The following is a 21,752-nucleotide window of genomic DNA, read 5'->3' on the forward strand; positions in this document are numbered from 1 at the left end:
ACTGCCTCGCCCCGTAGACTCACGCACCGTGGTCGAGCTGGGATTCGTCAGCCTGTTGGTGGTGCTGTTCGGCGTGCTCGCCGGCACGTTCGGATATCTCGCGGTACGGATCGGGAGGACGCGGTGAGCGAGGACGGCAACGCGGACCAGGCCGCCGCCGGGCCGGCTGACGCCGGGCGGGGCGGTGCGGCGCAGGGTGACGGGGCCGGCGCCAAGCCGGGGCTGCCGCCGGGCTTCCCGAGCCAGACCGCGCCGGCCTACCCGTACGAGGAGACGCACGACCTGCGGGTCGGCCCGGACCTGCATCCCTCGTTGCTCGGGCTGCTGCCGTACGTCGGGGTGTGGCGCGGCTGGGGCAAGGGCGGCTACCCGACGATCGAGGACTTCGACTTCGCCCAGGAGATCCGGTTCAGCCACGACGGCCGGCCGTTCCTCTACTACGAGTCGCGGTCCTGGCTGGTGGACGCTGCGCGCCAGCCGATCCGGCCGGCGGCCCGCGAGGTCGGCTGGTGGCGACCGCAGGTCGGCCCGAACGGCGCCCGGGACGGCGACGAGATCGAGGTCGAACTGGCCCACCCGACCGGCATCATGGAGCTCTACCTGGGCCGGATGACCGGCACCCAGGTCGAGCTGGGCACCGACGCGGTGCTGCGCTCCGGCTCGGCCAAGGACGTCTCGGCCGGCCACCGGCTGTACGGGATCGTCGAGGGTGCCCTGCTCTACGCGTACGACATGACGGCGATGGGCCAGGAGTCCAGCCCGCACCTGTCCGCCCGGCTGGAACGCGTGGCGGGCTGATCCTCAGGCTTCGAACCCCAGCAGGTCGCGGAGGGTGTCGGTGTGCGCGGGGTCGGCGAGCTTGACGCCGTCGAGCTCGCGGACCGCGACGATGCCGCGGACGCTGGAGGTCAGCCAGACGCCGGTGGCGCGCTCCAGCTCGTCCTGCCGGACCATCCGCTCGCCGGCGTGCCAGCCGAGCGCGTCGACGTGGTCGAGCAGCCAGCGTGCGGTGGTGCCGGACAGGATGCCGGTCGCCTGCGGCACGGTGTAGAGCGTGCGGTGCTCCAGCCAGACCAGCGTCGAGGTCGGCGCCTCCAGCAGGTAGCCGTCGGACGACACCCACAGCACGTCGTCCAGCCCGGCCGCCGTGGCCCAGCGCTGGCAGGCCATGTTCATCGCGTACGACAGGGTCTTCGCGCCGCCGAGCAGCCACGGCGCCGCGGACCGGGCGTCGGCCGCGAAACCGAGGTTGAGGGTGCCGAGCCGCAGCCCGTCGCGGCGCACCGCGCGGGTGCTGTCCGGCACCGCGGTCAGGGTGCCGTAGCAGGTGAGGCCGTCGCCGTCCTCGGGGCCGCGGGTGCAGATCAGCTTCAGCGCGCCCTCGGTGTCGGCCGGCCACTGCGCGCAGAGGGTCTCGGCGAGGCCGACCAGGTCGGCGCGGGGCGGGAGGTCGAGATCGAGCCGGGCGGCCGAACGGGCCAGCCGGTCCAGGTGTTCGTCGAAGAGCCAGGGGCGACCGGACCGTACGTGCATGGTCTCGAACACGCCGTCACCACGCACCGCGCCGAGGTCGTCGGCGCGGAGGATCGGGGTGGTCGCAGGTATGACTCCGCGGCCCAGGACCGCGACGACTCGTTCCACGTCACCGACCCTATCCGGTACGGGTAGCACTCTGCGCGACGGTACCCGCCGTTTTACCGGCCTCGAACGCCACAATTGATCACCCTCCGTGTTCTCAATGGGGTATTTCCGTCCTCCGTCGCCGATCGGTGGATTGCCGGCAGTACGCCGGTGGAGGTATCGACCGCAGCGTCCCGATCTGCGTATGATCGAACGCTTGTCAGATACCTTCTGGGTTCTGCATGGAGGTGGCAATGAGTTTCCGCGTCCGAGGGATCCTGCGCCGGACCGTCGGCGCGGCGGTGGTCGCCGCCGTTGCCGGAGCCCCGCTGGTACTGACCGCCCCGCCCGCGGCCGCGGCCGGCTACCGCCCGCCGGTGGCGTCGTACCCGATCGCCGATCCGGGCGTTCTCCACGCCGGCGGCAGGTGGGTCGTGATGGGGACCGGGTCCTGGAGCACGACCAACACCATCTCGACCGCGCCGGCCGCCAACGGGCCGTGGAGCCGGGTCGGGAACGCGCTGCTGACCCGGCGGCCGGGCTGGGCGTCGAGCGGCGACCACAGCATCTGGGCGCCGTCGGAGGTCCGCATCGACGGCAGCGACGGCACCAGGTACGTCGTCTTCTACGCGGCGGTGATCGCCGGGCAGACGTCCAAGCGCTGCATCGGCACCGGCGTCTCGACCAGCCCGACCGGCCCGTTCGTCCCCCGGGACGCGCCGATCTCCTGCATCGCCGGGTACGGCGCGGCCGACCCCGAGCCGGGCACGGTCCAGGCCGACTCCACCATCGACTCGACCGCCAGCTACGTCACGATCGACGGGCAGCAGCGGCTGTACCTGCTGTACAAGACCCAGCACGTGGCGTACGTCGACTCGTCCGGCCACAAGCACTACCACTCGACGATCCGGATGGTGCGGGTCAACATCGCGAGCTACGCCACCGCCGTGCTCGGCGACAGCCACCAGCTCACCGAACGCACCGACAACCCGATCGAGGAGAACCCCGTCCTGGTACAGCGGGGTGCCACGTTCACGCTGTTCACCTCGGTCGGCGGCTACACCACGTGCAACTACCACACCGAGTGGCGCCAGTCGACGCACCTCTGGAGCTGGCCGGCCACCGGCCAGCGGCTGTCGTTCCCGACCGGTACGAACACCTGCGCGACCGGTGATGCGCAGGTCGTCCCCGGCCTGCCGGAAGATTCCTGGCGCATCTTCTTTTCCGGCCGCTATCCGGACGCATCGTCCAGTTTCATGCTGTACGTCGGCACCGTCACCTGGTCCGACGGGACCCCGGAGGTGTACTCGATGCTCGATCCGGCCTGAGCGACCTGCCGGGTCGCGTGCCTATCATCGATCACATGGCTGCTGACACCGCTCCGTCGCTCGCCGATGTGCTGCGCGCCCGGGGTCTTCGGCTCACCGCCCAGCGGCAGCTCGTGCTGGAGGCGGTGCAGCGGCTCGGCCACGCCACCCCGGAGCAGGTGCACCAGGCGGTCTGCGCGACGGCGGCGGGCGTCAACATCACCACCATCTACCGCACCCTGGAGCTGCTCGAAGGGCTCGGGCTCGTCACGCACACCCACCTGTCGCACGGCGCACCCACGTACCACGTGCCGGGCGAGCGGTCGCACCTGCACCTGGTCTGCCACCGGTGCGGTGCGATCGACGAGGCGCCGCTGTCGCTGATGGGCCCGCTCGCCGAGCAACTCCTCGCCGAACGCGGGTTCCGGCTCGACATCGGGCACATGGCGCTGTTCGGCACCTGTGCCGACTGCGCCGAACAGCCGTCGTGACCCGCCGGCAACCGCGGATGCCCAGGCCGTAGCGGCGGCGCATCCGATCCGAGCACGAGGTCCGGCCGGGAAGGCACCCCCTTCGCGGCCCGGCCGAGGAAGGCAGGCAGCCCGATGAACGCACCGACCGACACCGCCTCGCCGCTGCTGCGGCTGCCCGGCGCGGTGGCCGCCGACCCGGCCGGCCCGGACGCCGGCATCGCCGCCCACTACGGCGACCCGATGCGCGAACAGCGCACCCTGGCCGAGACGGTCGGGCTGGTCGACCGGAGCAACCGCGGCGTCCTCCAGGTGCCCGGCGCCGACCGGCTCAGCTGGCTGCACACCCTGGGCAGCCAGCACCTGGAGCGGGTCAGCGCCCCGACCGGCAGCGAGCTGCTGCTGCTGTCCCCGCACGGGCACATCGAGCACCACGCGGTACTCGCCGAGTTCGACCAGGCGGTCTGGCTGGACACCGAGCCCGGCGCGGCCGGCGCGCTGCTGGACTTCCTCACCTCGATGCGGTTCCTGCTGCGGGTCGAGCCGACCGACGTCACCGCCGGGTACGCGGTGGTCAGCCTGGTCGGCCCGGACGCGCCGGCGGCACTGGCCCGGCTCGGTGTGCCCGAGCTGGGCCCGGCCCGGGTCGCCGCGGTCCCGCCCGCGCAGTTCGCCACCGGCGCGGTGCCGCCGGTGCCGACCTCGGCGTACCCGGTGGTCGCGCTGCCCGGCGGCGGGTTCGCCCGGCGGATGCCGGACTTCGGCGACGCCGCGGTCATCGACCTGGTGCTGCCCCGTCCGGCGCTGGCCGAGCTGCCCGAGCGGCTGGCCGTCCCGGTCGCCGGCGGCTGGGCGTACGAGGCGTTGCGGGTCGCCGCCCGCCGGCCCCGGTTCGGCCTGGACACCGACCACCGCACCATCCCGGCCGAGGGCGGCCTGCTCGCCTCGGCGGTACACCTGGACAAGGGGTGCTACCGCGGTCAGGAGACGGTGGCGCGGGTGCACAACCTCGGCCGCCCGCCCCGCCGTACGGTGCTGCTGCACCTGGACGGGATCGGCGAGCAGCTGCCCGCCCCCGGTACCCCGGTGCTGCGGGACGACCGGCAGGTCGGCGTCGTCGGCAGCGCCGCCCGCCATTACGAGTTCGGCCCCGTCACCCTGGCCCTGGTCAAGCAGAACGTCCCCGCCGACGCCACGCTGCGGGTCGGTGACGCCAACGCCGCCATCGACCCCGACCTGTAGCCGTCAGGGTCGCTGCGCCGGCCCGATTCGCCCGCTGGCGGCGTTGTCGTCGGCTTGTGTGCATTCGCACACGGCGCCTCCTCCGCCTTGCCAGCGAACGAATCGGACTCGGCTCGCTTCGGTGACCTCACATCACCGTCAGAGCAGAGATCGGGCCGGCGCAGCGACCCGGACAGGTCTGGCAGGATCGCGGGTATGGGTGGCACGTTGATCACGGTGGCGCCGACCGGCGCCGAGTCGAAGAAGTCCGAGGTACCGGCGCTGCCGGTGACGCTGGCGGAGCTGGTCTCCACGGCGAAGGAGTGCGAGGCGCTCGGCGCGAGCGTGGTGCACGTGCACATCCGCGGCGCGGACGCCGAGCCGACGCTGGACCTGGGCCGGCTGAAGGACACCGTGGCGGCGCTGCGCGCCGAGACGAACCTGATCGTGCAGCTGTCGTCCGGCGGCGCGGTGACCGACCCGGAGTCCGACCGGCTGCGGGTGCTCGCGGCCGAGCCGGACATGGCCTCCTGCACCATGGGTACGGTCAACTTCGGTGACGACGTGTTCTCGAACCGCTGGGAGTTCATCGTCGAGCTGCACACCCGGCTGCGCGACGCGAAGATCGTCCCCGAGTACGAGATCTTCGACCTGGGGCACCTGGCGTCGCTGGCCCGGCTGCTCGACAAGCACGGCCTGCCGTACGGCGGGCACGTGCACGTCGACTTCGTGATGGGCGTGCCGGGCGGCATGTCGGGCAGCGCGCAGACCCTGGTCGCCGCGGCGAACGAGGTGCGCACGCTGCTGCCGGCGGGCACCACGTTCGCCGCCACCGGTATCGGCCGGACCACCCTGCCGGTGCTGCTCACCTCGCTCGCCGCCGGCGGCCACCTGCGGGTCGGCATGGAGGACACCCTGACGTACGCGCGGCGGCAGCCGGTGGAGAGCAACATGCAGCTGGTGGCGCGGGCCGCCGGCCTGGCCCGGCTGGCCCAGCGCCCGCCGATGCCGGTCGACGAGGCCCGGGCCCTGCTGCACATCCGCGACTGACCTCGCCGCGGGGGCCGACCGTCCGAGCGGGCGCGCCGGCTCCGCCCCGAGCGCTCGGCGCCACCTGCTGCGCCGGCGTGCTCGGCGCGGCAGGTGGCGGACGGGCGGTCAGCCGCGGTGGAAGCCGCCCTCGACGTTGATGATCTGGCCGGTGACCCAGCCCGCCTCGGCGGAGCAGAGCCAGCCGACCACCGGCGCGACATCGGCCGGGGTACCCCAGCGGCCGGTCGGGAACGCCGCGGCGACCCGCTCGTACGCCTCGCCGGTCGCGTATCCGGTGTCGCACGGGCCGGGGTTGACCGCGTTGACGGTGATGCCCTGCCCGGCGACCGACGCGGACAGCGACAGGGTGAGCGCCTCGATCGCGCCCTTGCTGGCGATGTAGGCGAGCTCGTTCGGCATCGGGCCGAGCCGCTGGCCGCTGGTGAACAGCACCACCCGGCCGCCCGGCCCGCCCAGCTCCGCTTCCTGCCCGTACGCGGCGGCGAAGTGCTTGACCAGCAGCAGCGAGCCGCGCGCGTTGACGCTCAGGTGCCGGTCGATCTCCTCCGCGGTGATCTCGGCGAGCGGCGTCTGGGTCGAGTACGCGTGCACGGCGGCGAGCGCGTCGATCCGTCCGTACCGCTGCAGCGCCGCGTCGACGAGCGCCCCGGGTTCGGCCGGATCGGCGAAGTCCCCGGCCCGGTACTCGACCGCGGCGCCGGTCTCGCGCAGCGCCGCGACCACCTCCGCGGTGTGATCCTCGGTGCCGTACTCCGCGGCGTCGTAGGCGGGCAGCCCGGACAGGAACAGGTCGTACCCGTCGACGGCGAGTCGGTGCGCCACCGCGGCGGCGATCCCGTTGGTACGGCTGACTCCGGTGACCAGGGCGGCCCGGCGGGTGCTGGATGCGAACATGTCGCGCAGTCTCGCGGGCTGCTCCGCCGGCGGCAACGCAATACCGTCCCGCTAGCAGGACGCAGATCACTTCTGCACCTGTTTCCGCAGGTGAAACCGCTGTCGAGGTCGGCGCGCACCGCTCCTGCAAGCATGGTGCTTGCAGGAGTTAGCACTGCGCGCTACCGTCGTTGGCATGGCTGGACTGCGGGACGTCGGCGACTTCATTCGCGAGCAGCGGCGCAGCGCGCAGATCTCGCTGCGGCAGCTCGCGAAGCAGACCGGCGTCAGCAATCCGTACCTCAGCCAGATCGAGCGGGGCCTGCGCAAGCCGAGCGCCGAGGTGCTGCAGCAGATCGCGAACGCGCTGCGCGTCTCGACCCCGGTGATGTACCTGCGCGCCGGCCTGCTCGAACACTCCGACGGCCAGGGTGTGCTGACCGCGATCGCCGCCGACGAGGTGCTCACGGCTCGGCAGAAGCAGTCCCTGGCCGAGATCTACGAGGCGTTCCGCCGGGAGAACCTGCGGTACGCGAAGGCCGACGCGGCGTCGCCCGACGGCGGCGCAGCCGACGCCGAACCGTCCGGGGGCGAGGCGTCCGACGCCGAGCCGTCCGAGGTCGGTACGACACCAGAGCCGCACGACCCGGGGGTGGGTGCGGCGGCCGGGGCCGGTGCGAAACCGGCCCCGGCCGCCGAGGCACCAGCCGTCGGCACGTCCGTGACGGCAGCTGGCGTGACCGCCGAGGCGGGAGCAGGTGGCACGACCGCCGGGGCGGCCAGCCGCAGGACCGCGCCGGCGGCCGATCCGATCGACGCAGGGCGGGCGACCGCGGTGCCGATGGCGCGCACCGCGGCCAGCGCGGCCCGGCGGGCGGCGAGCAAGGCCGCGCAACGGGCCGCCGACGGTGCTGCCCGGGCCGCCGGCAGCCCGGCGGCGAAGGCCGCCCAGCGTTCGGCCGGCAAGGCGGCGCAACGGGCCGCGGACACCGCGGCCGGCGCGGCACAACGGGCCGCGGACACCGCGGCCGGCAAGGCAGTTCGATCCGCGGTCGGCAAGCGGGGGCGCGGCCGACCGGATGACCAGTGACCACAGTCGAGGGGTGGAGAAATGGCAGACAAGCAGAAGTACCCCGGCCCGCTGTACGCGGCGGCCGGGTTCGGTGATCTCGCCGCGGAGAAGCTGCGCGAGCTGCCCGACCGGGTGTCCGGCCTGCAGTCGTGGGCCCGCGAGGAGTTCTCCGGTGGCCGGGAGAAGGCCCAGGCCGACCTGGCCGACCTGGGCGGCAAGGTCGGCGCCGGGCTCGCCAACTGGCGGCACCGGGTGCAGGACATCGCCGCGACCGACCGCACCCAGCTGCGCGCCGACGCTCGCCGCCGGGCCGGCGAGCTGGCCGACGAAGCGGGCCGCCGGCTGGTGACCGCGCAGGTCCGGGCGGCCGAGGCGTACCAGGACCTGGTGGCCCGGGGCAGCACCCTGCTGGACTCCGACGCCAGCGCCGACGAGCCCGGCGAGATCTCCGAGCGCTCCGCGCCGGCGCCGGAGTCGGCGCCCGCGCCGAAGAAGAAGATGGCGAAGAAGGCGACCCGTCCGGCAGTCCGGAAGAGCGCCGACAAGTAACGGTCCGGTGGGCGGGTGGCGCACTTCGGCGATCCGGCCCCGGATGCACGAGTGGCGCATCCGGACCCCGACACCGCCACAGGGCGTGGCACCGGCACACCGCCGGCCGCCACGCCCTCGCCGTGCCCGGCTGCCACGCTCCTCGCCGTACTCCGACGTACGGACCGGTGGGGTACCGGCCCCGGGAGTTCGAGGCGGTGCCGGGGGCGCACCGGCGCTAGGCTCGTCGCATGATGTTCCAGTTCCCGGTGCCGACGCTCGCCAACTTCGCCGTGGTGGTGGAGTACTACATCGCGCTGCTGTTGACCGTGTTCACCCTGGTGCTGGAGCTGGTCGCGCTGGTGCACTGCGCGATCCAGCGGTCCGACGCGTTCCGCGCGGTCGGGACGCTGAGCAAGCCGGTGTGGCTGCTGCTGATCGGCGGGTCGACGCTGCTGACGCTGCTGCTCGGGGCCAGTCCGCTCGGCCTGATCGGGCTGGTCGGCCTGGTCGCCGCCTCGGTCTACCTGCTGGACGTCAAGCCGGGTCTGCGCGACCTGCACAGCGGCGGGCTGTGGTGACCGGCCGGATCGCCGGCACGCTGCACACCGCGCACGGGGCACACCTGGACTACCTTGCGGTCGGGTCCGGTACGCCGGTGACGGTCTTCGCGCACGGGCTGGCCGGCGGCATCCCGGACACCCGCCCGCTGGGCAGCGCGGTCGACGGCACCAAGGTCTTCTACCACCAGCGCGGGCACGGCGGGTCGACGGCGGTGCCCGGCCCGTGGACGTACGGGGACCTGGCCGCGGACCTGCTCGCGGTGGCCGACGAGGTCGGCGCCACCCGCGCGCTCGGGGTCAGCCTCGGCGCCGGCGCGCTGTGCCGGCTGCTCGCCGAGCAGCCGGACCGGTTCGAGCGGCTGGTGTTCTTCCTGCCGGCGGTGCTGGACACGCCGCGCGACGGAGCCGCCCGGGAACGCATCGTCGGGCTGGCGACCGCGGCGGCCACCGGCGACGAGAAGCTCGCCGCCGAGCTGATCGAGGGTGACGTACCGGCCGAGCTGCGGGACGGCGCGACCGCCCGGACGTTCGTCCGGCAGCGGGTCGCCGCGCTGCTGGGGCCCGGGTTGGGGGCCAGCCTCGCCGGGCTCGCCGACGCGGTGGCGCTGCCCCGTTCGTCCGGTGGCCTCGCCGCGTTGACCGCGGTGACCGCGCCGTCCCTCGTACTGTCGTGCGTCGGTGACCCGGCGCACCCGGCCGAGGTGGGCGACCGGCTCGCCGCCGCGCTGCCGCACGCCACCCTGCACCGGTACCCGGAGCCCGGCGTGCTGTGGCACCACCGGGCCGACCTGCGCGGCCGGATCAGCGCGTTCCTGAACGGGTGATCCGGATGCTGCGCGAGTTCGTGACCGGGGTCGGCCTGCTCGGCCGGGGCATCGGGGTGGTCTTCCGCTCGCCGCGGCTGCTGCTGTTGGGCGCGCTGCCGGCGCTGCTCGCGTTCGTCGTGCTGGCCACCGGGTACACGTTCCTGGTGGTGTTCCTCGGCGACGAGGTCGAGCTGGTGACCCCGTTCGCCGACGGCTGGTCGTCCGGCTGGCGGACCACGGCGCACGTGGTCGCCGGGGTCGCGCTCGCCGGTGCCGGTCTGGTGGTGGCGGCGCTGCTGTTCACGACGCTGGCACTGGCCATCGGCGATCCCTGCTACGAGGCGATCTCGCGGCACACCGAGCGGCAGTGCGGCGGGCTGCCGGACGAGGTCGAGGTGTCGTGGTGGCGCTCGGCCGGCCGGACGGTGCGGGACGCGCTGCGGATGCTGGTCGCCTCGGCGGTGACCGGTGTGCTGCTGTTCGCCGCCGGTTTCCTGCCGGCGGTCGGGCAGACCGTGGTGCCGGTGCTCGGTGCGCTGATCGGCGGCTGGTATCTGGCGCTGGAGCTGACCGGCGTGCCGTACGAGCGGCGCGGCCTGCGGCTGGCCGAACGCCGCCGGGTGCTGCGCCGGTATCGGCCGCGGGCGCTCGGGTTCGGGGTCGCGGTGTTCCTGCTGTTCCTGGTGCCGTTCGGGGCGCTGATCGGTACCCCGGCCGCGGTCGCCGGCGCCACCCTGCTCGCCCGGCACACGCTCGGCGACCCGACCACGGTTCGCCGCCCGGCACCCGTCCCCAGCTGACCTGGCCGGTCACGGTTCGCCGCCTCGCACCGGTATCCCGCTGACCGAGCCGGTCACCGTCCGGTACGCCCGGTTGGTCGGTCGGTGACGCAGGGCACGGCGGGTTCCGGGGAGGCGCTAGTGTGCCCGCCATGGATGTGCCGGCGTCGACGTCACCGGGGCCCGCGGCCGCGGCCGAGTCCGGCGGTTCGGCCGCGGCGGGGCGGGCGCCGCTGGTCGCCCTGCTGGCCGTGGTCACCGTGTTCGCGGTGGAAGGGCTGCGCACCAGCGGCCCGCCGCTGGACCACGTCGCGGGTGCCGGCGGGGTCGCGGTCGCGGCGCTGGTCGCGCTGCTGGTCTACCTGATCCCGGTACTGGTCGGGCCGCTGGTCGGCTGGCTCGGGGCACGGCGCGCCACCTCGGCGGCGGTCCTGCTGCTGGTGGGGTTGCGGCTGCTGGAGCAGGCGGTGCCGACGCCCGGCTTCGGTACCGCGCTGGCCACCACGGTGGTCGGTCTCGGCGCGCTGGTGCTGGTGTCCGCGCAGGTGGTACGGATCGGCCGGCGCGGGTTCGCGCTCGGCATCGTGCTCGGCGGTGCGCTCGACGTCGCGGTACGGTCCGCGTTCGGCAGCTGGGACCCGGCCTGGCGGCCCGGCCTGCTGCCCTGGCTGTACACGGTGGTCGTCTGCGCGCTGCTGGTCGTGCTGCTGGCCCGCACCGCGCGCACGTTCGCGCCGGCGGCCGGCGAGGTGCGCTCGTTCGCCGTGCTCGGCCCGTACCTGGCCCTGTACGTGCTGATCCTCGGCAGCCCGGCGTTCGTGGCCTCGCAGGGCGGCCTCGGCGCGCCGTGGGCGACGGTACTGCTGCTGTTCGGCGTGCTGCTGGCGATCGAGGCGATCGGCCGGGACCGGCGGCTGCCCGGCCGGTACCTGTGGATCGTCGGCCTGGTCCTGCTCGGCGCGGTCGCCGCCGCGCTCTACCTGCCCGGGGTGCCGGCCCTGATCGCGGTACTGGTCGGGCAGGTCGCCGCCGCCCTGCTGCTCGCGCGGCTGCCCGCCGCGTACCGGCCGGTCGGGGCACCGGTCGAGGACGACGACGCCCGCGCGGCGACCGAGACGCACCGCCCGGGCTCGACGGTACGGCCGGCGTCAACCGGCAGCGCGGCCCGGACCTCCGTTCGGATCGAGCGATCCACCGGCCCCCGGACCGAGGCGGAGCCCGACGGGTCGTCCGGCGGCCGGCGTGCCGAGCCGGGGTCGGGCGGGTCGCCCGGCGGGCGGCGTGCCGACTCCGGGTCGGGCGGGTCGTCCAGCGGGCGGCGGGTCGGGGTGCCCGGTGGCGGGATGCGGCCCCGGCCGCGGTCGTCCGTACCGCCGACATCGCCGGTGCGCCGCCGCACGCCGGCGCTCGGCTTCGCGGCAGCGGGTCTCGGCGCCGGTCTGGGCTTCGTCCTCGTCGTCCTGCTGTACCAGGCGAGCTACGACCTGCCGTTGCCGTTCGACAACCGGTTCCTGCCGCTTGCCGGCGCGGTGCTCGTCGCGCTGCCGGCGGTGCTCGGCTACCGGTCCACAGTGGACACCGAACCGGCGTCGCCGGACCGGCGCGGCGGACTGCTCGCGCCGCTCGCCGGGGTACCGGCGGTCCTGCTGATCGTGCCCGTCGTGCTGCTGCTGACCACCCCGGCGCCGGCGCACCCGAGCGCCACCGCGGACTCGGTCCGGCTGGTCACCTGGAACCTGCACTACGGCGTCAACGACGACGCCGCGGTCGATCCGGCCGCGATCGCCGCCACCCTGCGCAGCCAGCATCCGGACGTGATCGTGCTGCAGGAGGTGAACCGCGGTTGGCCGATCGGCGGCGGTACCGACCTCGCCGAGTGGCTGTCCCGCGCCCTCGGCATGCCGTACGTGTGGTCGCCGGCGGCGGACGGCCAGTTCGGTAACGTGATCATGTCCAGCCTGCCGATGTCGCAGGTGCGCACCGGCCCGCTGCCGTACGGCCAGGGCCCGCAGCGCCGCTCGTACGCGCGGGCCACGGTGCAGCTGCCCGGCGGCCACGGCCTGACCGTGTGTACCGCGCACCTGCAGAACATCACCGAGCACCACGCCACCCGCGACGCCGAGATCGACACGCTGCTCGGCCACTGCGCCGGGCACGCACCGGTGGTCGTCGCCGGCGACTTCAACTCGATGCCGGGCTGGCCGGAGATCGCGAAGTTCGACCGGGCCGGGCTGGTCAGCGCGCAGGACTCGACCGGCCACGCCGGCGAGCTGACCTCGCCGACCGACACCCCGAAGTACCGGCCGGACTGGATCTTCGGCTCCGACGACGTGTCGTTCAACGACTTCCGGATCGTGCACAGCACCGCGTCGGATCACTTCCCGCTGGCCACCACGGTACGGCTGGGATGATGCGGTGATGCAGATCGACGCGATCCGGGGCGACATCACCGAGCAGCAGGTCGACGCGATCGTCAACGCGGCCAACTCGTCGCTGCTCGGCGGCGGTGGCGTGGACGGCGCGATCCACCGCCGCGGCGGGCCGGAGATCCTCGCCGAGTGCCGTGCGCTGCGCGACTCGCACTACGGCAAGGGCCTGCCCACCGGGCAGGCGGTCGCCACCACCGCCGGTCGGCTGCCGGCGCGCTGGGTGATCCACACCGTCGGCCCGGTCTACTCGACCGGCACCGACCGGTCGCCGCTGCTACGCGACTGCTACCGCAACTCGCTGCGGGTCGCCGACGAGCTCGGTGCGGCGACCGTCGCGTTCCCGCTGGTGTCCGCCGGCGTGTACGGCTGGCCGGCCGAGGATGCTATCCGGCAGGCGCTGAACACCCTGCGCGACACCGAAACCGCGGTCGAACGCGCCACCCTCGTACTGTTCGACGAACCGAAACGCGCCCTCGCCCAACAACTCCTCGCCCGGTAGCGGCGCGACGGCCGGCGTCCCCGGCCGCGCCGCTACCGGAGCCGCGCCTGACCCGGTCGTGTGGGTTGGCCCCGGGGTGGTCGCTCCGGGCTGGTCACTCGGCGAGCAGGCCGGCCTCGTGGGCGACGATCGCGGCCTGCACCCGGTTGCGGGCGTCCAGCCGCAGCAGGATCGCGCTGACGTGCGCCTTCACCGTGCCCTCCACCAGACCGAGCCGGCGACCGATCTGGGCGTTGGACAGGCCGTCGCCCAGCAGCCGCAGCACGTCGCGCTCTCGCCCGGTCAGGCCGGCGACCCGCTCCTTCGCCGTCGCCGTCCGCGCCAGGTGGTCGCGGCCGAGCCGGCCGATCACCCGCCGCGTGACCGGCGGCGACAGGTACGCCCCGCCAGCGGCGACGGCGCGCACGCCGGCCAGCAACTCGCGCGGGTCACCGGACTTGAGCAGGAAGCCGTTCGCGCCCTCCGCCAGCGCCCGCACGATGTAGTCGTCCTCGCCGAACGTGGTCAGCATCGCCACCGCACCGGCCGTGTTCTCGCGCCGGATCGCCGCCGCAGCGGCGATCCCGTCCAGGACCGGCATCCGGATGTCGAGCAGCGCGACGTCCGGTCGGTACCGCCGGGCGAGATCCACCGCGGCCGCACCGTCGGCGGCCTCCGCGACGACCTCGATGTCGCCGTCGGTCGCCAGGATCGCGCCGATGCCGGCGCGCATCATCGTCTCGTCGTCGGCGAGTAGCACCCGGATCATGCCGCCCGCTCCGCCTGCGGCAACCTGTCCTTGGCGGTGAGCCGGCCGGCGGCGAAACAGATCCGGTACAGGTCGTAGTCGGCGAACGGCGCCGCGGCGGACCGGTAGTAGCGGCAGTCGGCGCTCGGCGAGTCGGCGCTGGCCGGCCGGTCCGGTGCCTGCCCGGCCGGCAGCAGCCGTTCCACGGCCGGCTGGCGCGCGCCGACGTGCAACTGCTCGTACCGTTCCGGGGGCAGGGTGGCACGCGCCGCCGCCACCACGTACCACCCGAGGACGCCGCCGGCGAGCAGCGCGACCAGCGCCGCGGTGATCCCCACGGGTGCGAGCACCGCCCGGACCGCCCGGGCCCGCGCAGCGGCGGGCGGCCGGCCCGGCCCGGTCGGGTGCGCCGGCAGCCCGCCGTCCGGTGCCAGGTGGGTGACGGGGGCCGTGGCGGTCAGGGTGAAGCGGCCGGACCGGGAGGTGGCGGTGAGCGTGCCGTCGAGCGCGCGCAGTCGCTCCGTGGCGTCGGCCAGGCCGCGCCGGCCGCCGGTCGCTGCCTCGGTGCCCGGCGGCACCGGGTTGGTCACCCGCAGCGCGACCTGCTGGTCGTCGAGCTCGGTTCGAACCGTGACCTCGGCGCCCGGTGCATGCTTGGCCGCGTTGGTCAACGCCTCGCGCAGCACCTGCGCCAGTGGCCCGCCGGCGAGGGTCGGATCGCCCTCGACCGTGACCGCCAGGCCGGCGTCCCGGGCCCGGTCGAGCAGCTCGACCGGGTCGGTGCCGGGGTCGGCCGCGCCGGTGTGGTCGAGCTCGTCGTCCCGGAGCAGGTCGATGATCTCGTGCAACCGGCCGGTCGCGGCCCCGGCGGCGGCCCGCAGCTCGCCGACCGCGCGGCGGTGCGGCGCGGCCAGGTCGGCGGCCAGCTCCAGCGCCCCGGCCCGGACCGCGAGCAGGCTCAGCTCGTGGCCGAGCGAGTCGTGCATCTCCCGGGCGATCCGGGCACGTTCCCGGCGGCGCGCCTCCCGGGCGACCAGCCCCTGCTCCCGCGCCCGGTCCGCGGCGACGAGCCGGTCGTGCCGGGTGCGGAACACCCCCAGCAGCCACGGCAGGACGACGCCGAGCAGCATCGTCAGCACCGGGTTGAACCAGGCCCACGGTTCGGCCGAGCTCAACTGCGCGACCACGGCCGCGGCAGCGACCAGCGCCGCGGCCAGGCCCAGGCCGGCGGCGGTGCGGGACAGCCGCCAGCCGGCGAGGTAACCGAACACGCACAGCGCCGGCAGCGCGACCGCGTCGAACAGCTCGGGCCGGTCCAGCAGCGCGGCGGCCAGCGCCAGCACCGGCGGCACCGCCGGCAGCCGGCGCGCCATCGCCACCGCGACCGCGACGACGGCGGCGACCGCCGCCAACTCCCAGCCGGTCGGTGCATGGTCACCGCGGCCCAACCCGACCAGCGCTCCGGCGATCATCAGGGCGAGCCACAGCAGCGCACCCCGCCACCAGGCGGTCAGGGAGCGTTTCCCCACCCCGTGTGCGAGCGGCGGCCTCTTGGTGACCTGCGTCCGGTCCTGCATCGGGCCGACGCTACTGGGCCGAGGCACGGCGGCGACGCAGCACCCAGGCTGCCCGGGCGATCGGTACGGCCAGGCCGGCCAGGCTCGCCGCGACGAAGAACAGCACCAGCGCGAGCCACACGTACGCGATGTGCACGAACCCGCCAGCGCGGCCACCGAACACGAACCCGACGATCGACGGCAGACCGGCGAGCAGCACCACCGGCGCCAGGTACGGCAGGAGCAGCGCCCACCGCCACCACCGGCGCGGCCGCGCGGTCCAGCGCCGGGCCCGCCAGACACCCAGGACACCGAGGGCGAGGACGACGACGGTGAGCCCGGCGAGCACCCAGTCGGCGTAGCTGCCGCCCGGTCGGCGGGCACCCGGGTCGTGGCCGGTGACGAGGTCGACCAACCCGTCGGCGAGCACCGCGCTGTCGTTCTCGACCGACAGACCGGTGTTGGTCAGCACCGCGATGCCGTACCCGGACTCGGGCAGCAGGATCTGCTCGGCGGTGTAGGTGAACAGCTCGCCGTTGTGCCGGATCTCCACCGGCCCGCCCGGTACGTGCTGGCGCCGCCAACCGAACGCGTACGAGCTGGCGTGTGGTTGCGGGGTGTGTGACAGCCGGATGGTGGCCGCCGACGCGATCCGCCGGCCGCTCGGCCCGACCCCGCCGGCGTGCTGGGTGATCAGCCAGCGGGACAGGTCGGTCGCGGTGGTCACGATGCCGTGACTGCCGCCGGTGAACCAGATCGGCTCCGGCTCGCTGATCGCCAGCCCGTAGGCGCGGATGTGCCCCTCCGGCAGGCCGGTCATCTCCCGGGTGCTCAGCATGGTGCGGCTCGCCGTCATGCCCAGCGGCGCGAAGACGTGCCGGCGCAGGTAGGTCGAGTACGACTCGCCGCTGACCACCTCGATCAGCCGACCGGCGACCTGGTAGTTCGGGTTGTGGTAGTGGAACCTCGCGCCGGGGGCGCTGTCCAGCCGGGCGGAGCGCAGCCGGCGCACCGCGCCGGGCAGCGTGCTCGGCTGGGCCAGCCGCAGGTCGGGGAACTCGGCGTCGGACATGCCGGAGGTCTGGTCGAGCAGCTGGCGGACGGTGATCCGGGCGCCGCGCGGGTCGGCCAGCCGGAACTCCGGCAGGTACCGGTGCACCGGGGCGTCGAGGTCGACCCGGCCCTGCTCGACCAGTTGCAGCACGGCGAGCGCGGTGAACGACTTGCTCAGCGAGGCAACCGGCATCGGCGTGCGCGCGGTGACCGACCGGCCGGCCGAGTCGTGCCCGTAACCGGCGACCCGCACCACCCGGTCGCCGCGGGTGACCGCCACCTCGGCGCCGGGCAGCCCGGTGCGGTGCAGGTAGGCCCGGACGAACCGGTCGATCGTGGCCCCGTCGACCGTCCTGGCCGGCGCTGCCGTGGCCGGCGTGGTCAGCGGCACCGCCAGCAGCAGCATCACCAGCGCGGCGAGCCCGGCACCGAGTCTCCGGCGTGTCGAGGGCTTCCGCGCGCCGGTGGGCAGCCTGCGCGCACGTGTCTGTCGTTCCATGACAGCGACGGTATGGAGCGAGGGTGTCCGGCCACATTGCCCGAACGACAGCACCGACCCCCGACCTTCGTCAGGGGTCGCCCGGTCACGATGCGGCGTGTACCGCCGCGCACCAGGCGATCGGGTCGGTCACGAGGCGGCGAGTGTCGCCGGGGGACGCGGCGATCGGGTCGGTCACGAGGCGGCCAGCGCCGCCCGGGACCAGGCGATCGGGTCGGTCTCCACGGGCAGCGCGGGCCAGCCGTTGACCACCGACAGCAGCTCCAGGTGACGCTGCCGCCGCGGGTCCGCGGCGGTCTCCAGCCGCGCCGCCAGCCGGGTACGGACGGCGCCATCCGCCGGCCGCCCCAGCGTCGCCGCGTACCGCTCCGTCAGCGCGGCGACGGCCGCCGCGGCGGCGGGCGAGTCGGGCGCCACGCCGGCCGCGAGCGCCGACCGGGCTTCGTCCAGGGCCAGCGCGACCGCGTCCGGGCGGGGGATCCGGCTGCCCGCGACCGCGTCCTGCGCCACCCGGTCCGCCTCGAACTGCTCGGCGGTGCGCCGCAGTACCGCGCGGAAGCCGTCGTCGCCGAGCAGCTCGGTCAGCTCCAGCCAGGCGGCCGCCTGGGCCGCGTCGGGATCGTCCGGCAGCTCCGGGGTCAGCGAGCGCGGCACGCCGTCGAGGTCGAGACCGGCGAAGACGGTGTCGAGGAAGTCGCCGATCAGGGCGGCGCGGTCGTCGTCGGACAGGATGCTCATCAGGTCGGTCTCCTTCGGGTCGATGCCGTGTGCGGCGACCGCGGCGAGCACCGCGCGTTGCCAGCGCAGCGCGCGCAGCTGCTCGGTGACCGCCTCGACCCGTACCGCGGCGACGTCGGTGAGGGAGGCCTCGCCGCGCAGGATCGCGCCCACGGTGCCGAGGTCGAGCCCGAGCGTGCGCAGCGTGCGTACCAACCGGAGCCGGGCCACCGCGGCCGCGTCGTACCGGCGCTGACCCGCCGCGGTGCGCCCGGCCGGCGGCACCAACCCCAGGTCGGAGTAGAACCGGACGGTCTTGACCGACAGCCCGCTCAGCCGGGCCAGGTCACCGATCGCGAGGTGCGCGCCGCTGGTCATGCACCCACTGTGCCTGCTCCCCCTGCTGGAGGAGCAAGCCGTCCTGGAGGAGCAATCCGTACTGCCGTGGCAAGCCGTGCTGCCGGGGCAGTCCGGATCGGGGGCAGGCCGCGCTGCAGGGGCAGTCCGGCCTGGGGGGCAGTCCGGGCTGGGGGTGGGCCGTGCTGGACGGGCGAGCCTGGATCGGTCAGCCGACCCGGAGGCAGTCGAGCAGCGCCTCGTCGCCGGTGACGGTGAGGATGTCGAACGGGACCCGCCCGTACAGCGCGAGTTCCAGGTCGCTGGCCGACCCGCTGACCTGGGTCTGCAGCGGGTGTTCCTCGGGCAGCAGGGTGGCGGTGTCCAGCAGCGAGATGGCGCCGCTGCGGACCCGGACGATCCAGCTGTCCTCGGAGTCGTCGGCGATGAGCTGGACGACGCCGTCGCCGGTCTTGGCCAGCCCGCCGTCGGCCGGCAGCCAGGTGTCGAGCACCTCGTCGACACCGTCGACCGCGAGCGTGGTCTCGATCGGCTCCGGCAGCCCGACCGCGACCTGCCCGTCCCAGCGGTGCACGGCGAGCTCGTGCGCGACCCGGCGGTACCAGAACCGGGCGACCTTGTCCTGCGGCGCCCAGTTCCACGCCGGCAGGTCCGGCTCGGTACCGTCCAGCGCGGTCAGCGCGGCGGCGAGCGCGGCGTCCCACCAGGGCAGCAGGTCGTCGCCGGTGGGTGCGCCGTCGGTGGACGGATCACCGGGCGAGCCGGTCTCGCCCCGCACGACGTGCCCGGCGATCCAGCGCAGCCCGGCGCCGGTGTGCCGGAACAGGTCGGCGACCGTCCAGCCGGGGCAGCTTGGTACCGGGCTGGCGAGCGCGTCGTCGACCGCCGTGACGGCGCGCAGCGCGGCCGCCTCCCGCTGGATCGCCGACAGCCAGAACACCTTGTCCGGCCTGGCCGAGGTCAAGGTCATGGCGTTCCCCCGTTTCCGGTACGTACCGCGAAGAGCCCGGCGCGGCACGGCGACGCAGGGCCCTCTAGGGATAGCAGAAGCCGCCCGGATCGCCACGCTCGGGGCGCCCCGGGGCGGATCCGGCGCCGGGTCAGGAGTCGAGGGTGCGGCGGCGGTCGGGCCGCAGCTGGTCGAGCAGCCGCGCCTCGCCGGCGGTACCGACCAGGTCGAACGAGATCCGGCCGGTCAGCGCGAGCAGCAGGTCGCTGCCGGTACCGGCGGCCACGGCGCGCACCGCCGGGGTGGTGTGGCCGCTGTTGTCCAGCAGCGCCATGCCCTCCGCGCGCAGCCGGACCAGCCACTCGGCGCCGGTGTCGGTGGCGAGCAGCCGGACGGTACCGGTCGGGTCGTGCCGGGCGAGGCGGCGTGCCGGCAGGATCGTGTCGAACAGCTCGGTCACCCCGTCGGCGGCGGCCTTCGCCTCCAGCGGCGCCGGGGTGCCGGTGGCGAGCTGCACGTCCCACCGGTCCAGCGCGGTCAGGTGCGCGGTGCGACGCATCCAGAACCGGGCCTGCTTCGGCTGCGGCGCCCAGTTCCACGCCGGCAGGTCCGGGTCGAGCTCGTCGAACGTGGCGAGCAGGTCGCGGTACGCGTCGAGCCACCAGTCGAGCAGCGCCAGCCCGTGCGGCGGCTCGGGCAGCGGCCGGTCGGGGCGGCTCGTCTCGCCGCGGGTCACGTGCTCGCGCACCCACCGGTACTCGGCGCCGAGCGTGCCGAGCAGGTCGCCGACGGTGCGGTCGACCCGGCTGGGTACCGGCAGTTCGAGGGCGTCGCCGACCGCCGACTCGCCGAGCAGCACGCCGTCGTGGCGCAGCGATGCCAGCCAGAAGTCCTTGCCCGGCCGGACCGGAATCCTGCTCATCGGCCTTCCTCCTTCGTCGGAAGCCCGAGGAGGCACGACGCGCAGTACCTCTGATTCGCTCGCTGGCGCTCGCTCATCGTGTGCACCCCCATCCGCTGGGATGGCTGGATACTTCGAGCTTAGGCTGACCGGGTGCAGGACGTCAGTCAAGAGTTTCTGGGTCGCTACACGACGCTCGGCCTCGGTGGCCCTGCGCAACGTGTGGTCGAGGTCACCAATTCCGACGAGATCGTCGCGACGGTACGCGCCGCGGACGCCACCGGCGAGCCGTTGTTGCTGCTCGGCGGCGGGTCGAACGTGGTCATCGCGGACGAAGGGTTCCCCGGTACGGCGGTCCTGCTGCGCACCGGCGGCGACGGGCTCGGCTTCGGCCGCGGCGGCGACGGCCGGGTCGCGGTGACGGTACCGGCCGGGATGGACTGGGATGCGGTGGTCGAGGCCACCGTCGCCCAGGGATGGTCCGGGATCGAGTGCCTGTCCGGCATTCCCGGCGCGGCCGGCGCAACGCCCATCCAGAACGTCGGCGCGTACGGCCAGGAGGTCTCGCACACCATCGTCGAGGTCACCGTGTACGACCGGGTCGAGCAGCGGACCGCCGCGATGCGCGCCGACGACTGCGCGTTCGGCTACCGGTCCAGCCTGTTCAAGGGCAACGACCGGTGGGTGGTGCTGTCGGTCGCGTTCGTGCTGCGCGAGGGCGGCGAGTCCGAACCGATCCGGTACGAGCAGCTGGCCCGTGCCCTCGGCGTCGAGGTCGGCGACCGGGTGCCGCTGCCGCTGGTCCGGGACGCGGTGCTGGAGCTGCGCCGGTCCAAGGGCATGGTGCTCGACCCGGCCGACCCGGCCGACCCGGACACCCGCAGCGCCGGCTCGTTCTTCACCAACCCGGTCCTGTCCGCCGACGAGTTCGCCGCGCTGTCCGCCCGGTGCGCGGACCTGCTCGGCGCGGACGTGCCCGTACCGTCCTGGCCGGAGTCCGGCGACCGGGTCAAGGTCCCCGCCGCCTGGCTGATCGAGCGCGCCGGCTTCACCAAGGGGTACGGCCCCGGCCCGGTCCGGATCTCCACCAAGCACACCCTCGCCCTCACCAACGCCGACCACGGCAGCACCGCCGAGCTGCTCGATCTGGCCCGGGAGATCGCCGCCGGCGTCCACAAGACCTTCGACGTCTCCCTCCACCCCGAACCCGTCCTCGTCAACACCTCCATGCACTGAGCGGGGGGCACCTCTTTGCGCTGAGGTGCTTCCCGAAGCGCTCGGGTCGCGGCGGCGTTCGCTGTTGCTGGCGGTGTGAAGGCCACCTCTATCCGCTGGCGCGGGCTCGGGCTGGCGTTGTAAAGGCCACCTCTGTCCGCGGTTTTGACCCCTTGTGGGGGAATGCGAGGAGAGGGCTTCGCCCCCTCCTCGCGCTCCTTCCCCGCCAAGGGGGCCGCCCCCTTGGCCATCCCCGCCCAGCCTCCGGTGAGGATGCCCATCGACGCCAAGCAGCCGTCGAAGAAGAACGGGGCACGGCCCGGCCTACCCATCACGGCCACGCCCGCTTCGCTTCGCTTCGCGCCGTGTTGCGGGCGGGGTGGGGGTGGTTGTCGTGGCGGGCTGGGCGTCGATGGGCAGGCCGCACCGGGCCCCGTTGTTTCGAAGCGGGCCAGGCGGCGTCCTGCCTGAACACCGGTCCCGGGCAGGGGATGTCAAGGGGGCGACTGCCCCCTTGATGGGGAGGGGTGTGGGGAGGGGCGAAGCCCGCTCCCCACG

General features: G+C 74.4%; 22 protein-coding genes. 14 read left to right on the plus strand and 8 right to left on the minus strand.

Translation table 11 applies throughout. The features are described 5' to 3' along the window. The first annotated feature begins 28 nt into the window (after positions 1–28). Both mtfM and NUM_RS23230 read left to right on the plus strand, forming a co-directional pair. Entirely contained in the window at positions 29–127 is a 99-nt protein-coding gene (gene mtfM / locus NUM_RS37840; protein ID WP_308440586.1) for a small membrane protein MtfM, read from the plus strand. 95 nt (positions 128–222) lie between these two features. Then, positions 223–798, plus strand: coding sequence for a heme-binding beta-barrel domain-containing protein (locus tag NUM_RS23230; protein ID WP_207127057.1), 576 nt, complete (start codon positions 223–225; stop codon positions 796–798). A 3-nt stretch (positions 799–801) separates the two neighbouring features. On the opposite strand, the gene NUM_RS23235 is transcribed toward NUM_RS23230, so the two are convergent. Further along, entirely contained in the window at positions 802–1,641 is an 840-nt protein-coding gene (locus NUM_RS23235) for an aminotransferase class IV (protein WP_207127032.1), read from the minus strand. 233 nt (positions 1,642–1,874) lie between these two features. On the opposite strand from NUM_RS23235, the gene NUM_RS23240 reads away from it, so the two are divergent. From NUM_RS23240 to NUM_RS23255, 4 genes are all read left to right on the plus strand, one after another. Further along, positions 1,875–2,948, plus strand: coding sequence for a family 43 glycosylhydrolase (locus tag NUM_RS23240; RefSeq protein WP_207127033.1), 1,074 nt, complete (start codon positions 1,875–1,877; stop codon positions 2,946–2,948). A 35-nt stretch (positions 2,949–2,983) separates the two neighbouring features. Further along, complete coding sequence (locus tag NUM_RS23245; protein WP_207127034.1) at positions 2,984–3,418, plus strand: Fur family transcriptional regulator; 435 nt, start codon at positions 2,984–2,986, stop codon at positions 3,416–3,418. A gap of 144 nt (positions 3,419–3,562) precedes the next feature. Further along, on the plus strand, positions 3,563–4,639 hold the full coding sequence (gene ygfZ, locus NUM_RS23250; RefSeq protein ID WP_440588075.1) for a CAF17-like 4Fe-4S cluster assembly/insertion protein YgfZ: 1,077 nt from the start codon (positions 3,563–3,565) through the stop codon (positions 4,637–4,639). Positions 4,640–4,834: 195 nt separating this feature from the next. Further along, positions 4,835–5,668: a beta-keto acid cleavage family enzyme gene (locus NUM_RS23255; RefSeq protein WP_207127036.1), complete on the plus strand. Its 834-nt coding sequence runs from the start codon at positions 4,835–4,837 to the stop codon at positions 5,666–5,668. A gap of 108 nt (positions 5,669–5,776) precedes the next feature. Here NUM_RS23255 and NUM_RS23260 read toward each other — a convergent pair whose 3' ends face one another. Beyond that, positions 5,777–6,565 carry an SDR family oxidoreductase gene (locus tag NUM_RS23260; RefSeq protein WP_207127037.1) on the minus strand — a complete coding sequence of 263 codons (789 nt, stop codon included), beginning with the start codon at positions 6,563–6,565 and terminating at the stop codon, positions 5,777–5,779. A 175-nt stretch (positions 6,566–6,740) separates the two neighbouring features. On the opposite strand from NUM_RS23260, the gene NUM_RS37970 reads away from it, so the two are divergent. The 7 genes from NUM_RS37970 (at position 6,741) to NUM_RS23295 (ending at position 13,220) form a co-directional block, all read left to right on the plus strand. Next, positions 6,741–7,634, plus strand: a complete 894-nt coding sequence (locus tag NUM_RS37970; RefSeq protein ID WP_207127038.1) for a helix-turn-helix domain-containing protein — start codon at positions 6,741–6,743, stop codon at positions 7,632–7,634. Positions 7,635–7,655: 21 nt separating this feature from the next. After that, positions 7,656–8,165, plus strand: coding sequence for a hypothetical protein (locus NUM_RS23270; protein WP_207127039.1), 510 nt, complete (start codon positions 7,656–7,658; stop codon positions 8,163–8,165). 230 nt (positions 8,166–8,395) lie between these two features. After that, complete coding sequence (locus NUM_RS23275; RefSeq protein ID WP_225918790.1) at positions 8,396–8,725, plus strand: DUF2516 family protein; 330 nt, start codon at positions 8,396–8,398, stop codon at positions 8,723–8,725. Continuing rightward, the gene (locus NUM_RS23280; RefSeq protein WP_225918791.1) at positions 8,722–9,531 is read left to right on the plus strand and encodes an alpha/beta fold hydrolase; all 810 of its coding nucleotides are present in this window, start codon (positions 8,722–8,724) and stop codon (positions 9,529–9,531) included. Before NUM_RS23275 ends, NUM_RS23280 begins: the two co-directional genes overlap by 4 nt. A gap of 5 nt (positions 9,532–9,536) precedes the next feature. After that, positions 9,537–10,313, plus strand: a complete 777-nt coding sequence (locus tag NUM_RS23285; RefSeq protein ID WP_207127040.1) for an EI24 domain-containing protein — start codon at positions 9,537–9,539, stop codon at positions 10,311–10,313. 131 nt (positions 10,314–10,444) lie between these two features. Beyond that, complete coding sequence (locus NUM_RS23290) at positions 10,445–12,703, plus strand: endonuclease/exonuclease/phosphatase family protein (RefSeq protein ID WP_207127041.1); 2,259 nt, start codon at positions 10,445–10,447, stop codon at positions 12,701–12,703. A 7-nt stretch (positions 12,704–12,710) separates the two neighbouring features. Beyond that, on the plus strand, positions 12,711–13,220 hold the full coding sequence (locus tag NUM_RS23295) for an O-acetyl-ADP-ribose deacetylase (RefSeq protein ID WP_207127042.1): 510 nt from the start codon (positions 12,711–12,713) through the stop codon (positions 13,218–13,220). Between the two features lie 94 nt (positions 13,221–13,314). Here NUM_RS23295 and NUM_RS23300 read toward each other — a convergent pair whose 3' ends face one another. The 6 genes from NUM_RS23300 to NUM_RS23325 all read right to left on the minus strand — a co-directional run bounded on the left by NUM_RS23300 (position 13,315) and on the right by NUM_RS23325 (position 20,000). Beyond that, complete coding sequence (locus NUM_RS23300; protein WP_207127043.1) at positions 13,315–13,968, minus strand: response regulator; 654 nt, start codon at positions 13,966–13,968, stop codon at positions 13,315–13,317. Beyond that, positions 13,965–15,524: a sensor histidine kinase gene (locus NUM_RS23305; protein WP_207127044.1), complete on the minus strand. Its 1,560-nt coding sequence runs from the start codon at positions 15,522–15,524 to the stop codon at positions 13,965–13,967. The genes NUM_RS23300 and NUM_RS23305 overlap by 4 nt, the downstream gene beginning before the upstream one ends. Positions 15,525–15,534: 10 nt before the next feature. Continuing rightward, positions 15,535–17,055, minus strand: coding sequence for a serine hydrolase domain-containing protein (locus NUM_RS23310; RefSeq protein ID WP_207127045.1), 1,521 nt, complete (start codon positions 17,053–17,055; stop codon positions 15,535–15,537). 174 nt (positions 17,056–17,229) lie between these two features. Beyond that, positions 17,230–18,150, minus strand: coding sequence for a helix-turn-helix domain-containing protein (locus NUM_RS23315; RefSeq protein WP_207127046.1), 921 nt, complete (start codon positions 18,148–18,150; stop codon positions 17,230–17,232). 187 nt (positions 18,151–18,337) lie between these two features. Continuing rightward, positions 18,338–19,099 (minus strand): maleylpyruvate isomerase family mycothiol-dependent enzyme, encoded by a 762-nt coding sequence (locus tag NUM_RS23320; RefSeq protein ID WP_207127047.1) that lies wholly within the window; start codon positions 19,097–19,099, stop codon positions 18,338–18,340. A gap of 130 nt (positions 19,100–19,229) precedes the next feature. Beyond that, positions 19,230–20,000, minus strand: a complete 771-nt coding sequence (locus NUM_RS23325; RefSeq protein WP_207127048.1) for a maleylpyruvate isomerase N-terminal domain-containing protein — start codon at positions 19,998–20,000, stop codon at positions 19,230–19,232. A 132-nt stretch (positions 20,001–20,132) separates the two neighbouring features. Between NUM_RS23325 and NUM_RS23330 the strand changes: the two genes are divergently transcribed. Next, a complete protein-coding gene (locus tag NUM_RS23330) occupies positions 20,133–21,215 on the plus strand; it encodes a UDP-N-acetylmuramate dehydrogenase (RefSeq protein WP_207127049.1) in 1,083 nt (360 codons plus the stop codon). Positions 21,216–21,752 lie beyond the last annotated feature (537 nt).

Source organism: Actinocatenispora comari (assembly GCF_017312725.1).
Classification (GTDB): domain Bacteria; phylum Actinomycetota; class Actinomycetes; order Mycobacteriales; family Micromonosporaceae; genus Actinocatenispora; species Actinocatenispora comari.

What these genes read in the sequence shown, in the direction of transcription:
- NUM_RS23255 (WP_207127036.1), top strand. Translation starts at nt 4,835, where the DNA reads ATGGGTGGCACGTTGATCACGGTGGCGCCGACCGGCGCCGAGTCGAAG.
- NUM_RS23270 (WP_207127039.1), top strand. Translation starts at nt 7,656, where the DNA reads ATGGCAGACAAGCAGAAGTACCCCGGCCCGCTGTACGCGGCGGCCGGG.
- NUM_RS23315 (WP_207127046.1), bottom strand. Translation starts at nt 18,150, where the DNA reads ATGACCAGCGGCGCGCACCTCGCGATCGGTGACCTGGCCCGGCTGAGC.
- NUM_RS23310 (WP_207127045.1), bottom strand. Translation starts at nt 17,055, where the DNA reads ATGGAACGACAGACACGTGCGCGCAGGCTGCCCACCGGCGCGCGGAAG.
- NUM_RS23320 (WP_207127047.1), bottom strand. Translation starts at nt 19,099, where the DNA reads ATGACCTTGACCTCGGCCAGGCCGGACAAGGTGTTCTGGCTGTCGGCG.
- NUM_RS23290 (WP_207127041.1), top strand. Translation starts at nt 10,445, where the DNA reads ATGGATGTGCCGGCGTCGACGTCACCGGGGCCCGCGGCCGCGGCCGAG.
- NUM_RS23325 (WP_207127048.1), bottom strand. Translation starts at nt 20,000, where the DNA reads ATGAGCAGGATTCCGGTCCGGCCGGGCAAGGACTTCTGGCTGGCATCG.
- NUM_RS23275 (WP_225918790.1), top strand. Translation starts at nt 8,396, where the DNA reads ATGATGTTCCAGTTCCCGGTGCCGACGCTCGCCAACTTCGCCGTGGTG.
- NUM_RS37970 (WP_207127038.1), top strand. Translation starts at nt 6,741, where the DNA reads ATGGCTGGACTGCGGGACGTCGGCGACTTCATTCGCGAGCAGCGGCGC.
- NUM_RS23305 (WP_207127044.1), bottom strand. Translation starts at nt 15,524, where the DNA reads ATGCAGGACCGGACGCAGGTCACCAAGAGGCCGCCGCTCGCACACGGG.
- NUM_RS23245 (WP_207127034.1), top strand. Translation starts at nt 2,984, where the DNA reads ATGGCTGCTGACACCGCTCCGTCGCTCGCCGATGTGCTGCGCGCCCGG.
- NUM_RS23295 (WP_207127042.1), top strand. Translation starts at nt 12,711, where the DNA reads ATGCAGATCGACGCGATCCGGGGCGACATCACCGAGCAGCAGGTCGAC.
- NUM_RS23285 (WP_207127040.1), top strand. Translation starts at nt 9,537, where the DNA reads ATGCTGCGCGAGTTCGTGACCGGGGTCGGCCTGCTCGGCCGGGGCATC.
- NUM_RS23260 (WP_207127037.1), bottom strand. Translation starts at nt 6,565, where the DNA reads ATGTTCGCATCCAGCACCCGCCGGGCCGCCCTGGTCACCGGAGTCAGC.
- NUM_RS23300 (WP_207127043.1), bottom strand. Translation starts at nt 13,968, where the DNA reads ATGATCCGGGTGCTACTCGCCGACGACGAGACGATGATGCGCGCCGGC.
- NUM_RS23240 (WP_207127033.1), top strand. Translation starts at nt 1,875, where the DNA reads ATGAGTTTCCGCGTCCGAGGGATCCTGCGCCGGACCGTCGGCGCGGCG.